This is a genomic window from Streptomyces sp. NPDC005820 (genome assembly GCF_040630255.1).
Taxonomy (GTDB): domain Bacteria; phylum Actinomycetota; class Actinomycetes; order Streptomycetales; family Streptomycetaceae; genus Streptomyces.
Map to the genome: position 1 here is coordinate 1 of NZ_JBEXXE010000115.1, position 3,366 is coordinate 3,366.

Annotated in this window: 3 protein-coding genes; all 3 read right to left on the reverse strand. The window is 70.3% G+C overall.

Going from position 1 to position 3,366, the window contains the following annotated elements; all coding sequences use genetic code 11:
• Positions 1-97 precede the first annotated feature (97 nt).
• Genes ABZ464_RS51900 through ABZ464_RS51910 form a run of 3 tightly spaced genes read right to left on the reverse strand, consistent with a single transcriptional unit; the run spans position 98 to position 3,110 of the window.
• Entirely contained in the window at positions 98-1,087 is a 990-nt protein-coding gene (locus tag ABZ464_RS51900) for a tyrosine-type recombinase/integrase (RefSeq protein WP_359290013.1), read from the reverse strand.
• Complete coding sequence (locus ABZ464_RS51905) at positions 1,084-2,013, reverse strand: tyrosine-type recombinase/integrase (RefSeq protein WP_359290015.1); 930 nt, start codon at positions 2,011-2,013, stop codon at positions 1,084-1,086. Before ABZ464_RS51905 ends, ABZ464_RS51900 begins: the two co-directional genes overlap by 4 nt.
• On the reverse strand, positions 2,010-3,110 hold the full coding sequence (locus ABZ464_RS51910) for a tyrosine-type recombinase/integrase (protein WP_359290017.1): 1,101 nt from the start codon (positions 3,108-3,110) through the stop codon (positions 2,010-2,012). Before ABZ464_RS51910 ends, ABZ464_RS51905 begins: the two co-directional genes overlap by 4 nt.
• Between the last annotated feature and the right edge of the window lie 256 nt (positions 3,111-3,366).

The window sequence follows — 3,366 nt, forward strand, 5'->3', positions numbered from 1 at the left end:
ATCGACCTATGCCGAGACCGCGACTATGCCGAGGCACGGATTCGTGGGCCTGGACGCCAGGGCCTGGTGAGCCCCGAGTCTCGGCATAGTTGCGGGCTCACAAGCGGTCGAGGAACGCGAGGACCTTGTCGGTGGGCTGGTAGCGGCCCGGCGGGGCGGTCGTCGGCGCGGTTCGGGCGAGGGCTTGCTCCTTGATGGTCATGTCGGCGTGGACGTAGGCATCGGTGGATCGGACGCCGGCGTGGCCGAGCCAGAGCGCGATGACCGTGGTGTCAACTCCGGCCTGCAGCAGCGACATTGCGCAACTGTGGCGTAGGACGTGTGGGTGGACGCGCTTGTCGAGGAGCGTCGGGCAGGCTTGAGCGGCAGTCCGGACGTGGACGCTCAGGCGCTGGGCGACGGCGTCACGGGTAAGGCGGCGTCCGGTTCGGGTGCAGAACAGTGGGGCACCGCCTTTCCCGGAGCGTTCGTCGAGCCAGAACCGCAGCAATTCCTGGACACCGCGGTCGAGCGGGACGGCGCGGTGCTTGCGGCCCTTGCCCTCGCAGCGGACGGCGGCGCCCTCTCCGAGGGTGATGTCACCGCGGTCCAGGCCGGTGAGTTCGGAGACGCGCAGACCGGTCTTGACGGCCAGGGCCAGCATGGCCTTGTCCCGCCGGCCCTCCCAGCGCCGGGTGTCCGGTGCCGCCAGCAGTGCGTCGACCTCGACGCCGGTCAGGAAGGTCACGCTCCTCTTGTCGTATCGCTTGGGCGGGATATCCATGACGCGCTGGATGAGGAGGGCGTGCTCGGGGTGCTGGAGAGCCGCGTAGGAGAACAGGGAGCGGATCGCGGTCAGCCGGACGTTGCGGGTGCGTGCGCTGTTGCCGCGTTCGTCCTCCAGGTGATTGAGGAACGCGGAGATGACATCGGAGCCCAGGTCGGACCAGTCCAGGTTCTCCGGGGCGGTGCCCGTGCGGCGCTGGACGAAGCCGAGGAGGAGGCGGAGCGTGTCGCGGTAGGCGGCGAGCGTGCGGGGGCTGGCCTGGCGCTGGCGGACCAGTCGGTCGGTGAAGAACAACTGCAGGGTTGGAGCGATCGAGGTCATGGCCGTGCCGCCTTTCCGATGCCTTCACGGCGGGCCGCCGCCAGCGCCAGCAGTTCCGGTGCCGCTGACAGGTACCAGTAGGTGGAGGAGGGGTCCCGGTGCCCGAGATAGGTGGACAGCGACGGGATCTTCGCCTGGACATCGGCGCCGGTGCGATACCAGGTCAGCAGGGTGCGAACGGCGAAGGAATGCCGAAGGTCGTGCAGCCGGGGCGGGTTGGGCGCGTCGGTGCCGACGCCGGCGCTGGTCACCAACCGCCGGAACGTGGGGGCGACGACCGCGTAGATCAGGCGGCGGCGGGTGCGTGAGACGAAGAACGACCGATCATCGGGACACGGCGCGATCCGGTTCCGGAGGATGCCGTACTCCCGCAGCGCGTCGACGCTGCTGGGTTCCAGGGGGACCAGGCGGGACTTGCCGAACTTGGTCTCCCGGATCCGCAGCACGCCCTCGGCCCAGTCGATGTCGTCGTGGTTGAGGTTGATCGCTTCCCCGACCCGCAGTCCCGTGGCAGCCAGCAGGCCGACCAGGGTCCGGTAGGTGGCCGCGCGCAATGGCGGGCCGATCTCGTCGGCCGCCGTCATGACCGCGATGACGTCGGCATCGGAGTAGACGAACGGCTGTCGCCAGCGTTGCCGGTGCGGCACCAGGCCGAGCGGCGGGATCTCGGTCGCCGGGTCGATGCCGCTGAGATAGCGGGCGAAGCCGCGGACCGCGGTGATCCGGCGCGGGCTCACGGTCGTCACCACGTTGCTCTCGCGCTTCCTCACCCAGGCGAGCGCGACGGCGACGGTCACGGTGGTCTGCCCGCGTTCTTCCAGGAAGGCGATGAAGTCCGGCAGCAGCCAGGCGGCCTCGGCCATCTTGTGCCCGAGGGACCGGCGGAGCCGCAGGTAGTCGTCCAGTGCCTGCCGCAGTTCGGTCATGCCGCCTCCGTCCCGGGCCAGGGCCGCGCGACGGCGCGGAGCGCGGTGAAGTCGACCTTCGCGTAGAGGGCGGTCGTGGCCAGGTCCTGGTGGCGAAGCACCTGGCCGATCGCCATCAGCCCAGAGCCCTGCCGCAGCATCTCCCCGGCCAGCGCGTGCCGCAGCCGGTGCGGGCCGACTTTGGGCAGGCCCGCGCGCAGGCAGGCACGCTCGACGACGTCGCCCACCAGGTCAGCGCGGATCGGTCCGCGCGGTGCCCGGCCCGTGGCGAAGAGACATCTCGTGCCGGCCTGATGACGGGCTTCGGACAGGTAGGCCACCAAGGCCTCGCCGACGTCGACCGGTAGTGGCAGCCGGTCCTCCCGGCGTCCCTTGCCGCGGATGGTGATCTCTCCCGACCGCCAGTCGATGTCGTCCAGCCGCAGCCGTGATACCTCGATCGAGCGCAGGCCCAGGCGGGCCAGCAGCATCAGGATGGCAAAGTCACGTACGAAGACGCCGCCCTCGCGGGGGCAGTGGTCCAAGATGCGCTGGACATCGGCTGCGGACATCAGTGGCGGGATCCCGGCCAGGCGCCAGCCGCCCACCGGCGGCACCGCCGCGTCCAGCCGCAGCGGGATCGCACCTCGCAGGTGCAGGAACCGCATCAGGGACCGCAGTTCCGCCACCCGCTGCTTCGCCGAGCCGGCCGAAACGCGCGCGCATTCGCGCAGCAGGAACGCGTTCAGGTCCTGGCCTGTCAGAGCACCGGGGGTGAGCACGCCGCCGGGCATGGCCCGCTCGGCCAGGAAGCGGCGGGCGGTGTTGCGGCAGCGCAGCCTCGTCGCCGCTGCCAGGCCACGTTCCCTCTCCATCCACACGTCGTACTGGCGGATCAGGGCGTCCAGCTCGGACGGTTCCTCCTCCGGTGTCGGCGTGAGCGATGCCCCGCGAAGATAGGCCAGCATCGGGCGCATCCCTCGCGGCCCGGGAAGTCGGCGCCGCCCCGCCGCCTGCAAGTCTGAGGTGAACCGGTCCAGCAGGTCCTCGCTCACGTCGGCCGCAGACAGGCCAAGCCCGGCCAGCCACACCCCGACCTGCCCGAAGTCCTTGAGCATGTTCCGTACCGTCAGCCGGGTATAACCGCGCTCCGAGAGCCAGGACCGGTAGCCCTCGACCTCAGCGGTCAGGACACCCGCCTTCCGACGCGTACTTCCGAACGGCATCTCCACCCCCTTCGCGGGAGCACCCTGCCCCCGGTCGCGAGGCTGCCCGGCACGGAAACTATGCAGAGCCACACACAGCCGAAACCCCACGAAGGAGCGGAACTACACGCACCGCTTCCGCATAGTCGCGGTCTCGGCATAGGTCAAT